Raw genomic sequence first — 396 nt, forward strand, 5'->3', positions numbered from 1 at the left:
CTCGGCCAGTTGCATCAGGTCAACTGCGCCAGCCCGGCCTACATCGCGCGCTATGGCATGCCGAAAACGCTCGACGACCTCGACCACCATCGCATCGTCCATTACGTGCAGACGTTGGGCACGAAGTCGCCGGGGTGGGAATACACGGTGGACGGCCGCTCCGCGTTCCGGCCGATGAAAGGCGCGGTGACCGTCAGCTCGGCCGAGAGCTACGACGCAGCGTGCCGCGCGGGGCTGGGAATGATCCAGGCACCGGTGTACGCGGGGCTGTCGTCGGCGATTGCGGACGGTACGCTCGTCGACGTCATGCCCGACTTCCGGCCGCCGCCGATGCCGGTTTCGCTGGTCTATCCGAACCGGCGAAACCTGCCGGTTCGGGTGCAGGTCTTCATGAAC

1 protein-coding gene is annotated in these 396 nt (G+C 66.4%); it reads left to right on the forward strand.

Annotated features, from left to right (window positions below):
• On the forward strand, nt 1-396 hold a 396-nt coding region (locus ETC00_RS20220), incomplete at both ends, for a LysR substrate-binding domain-containing protein (protein ID WP_253264363.1).

Source organism: Brevibacillus sp. MCWH, assembly GCF_013096935.1.
In the GTDB taxonomy this organism is placed as follows: Bacteria; Bacillota; Bacilli; order Brevibacillales; family Brevibacillaceae; genus Brevibacillus; species Brevibacillus aydinogluensis.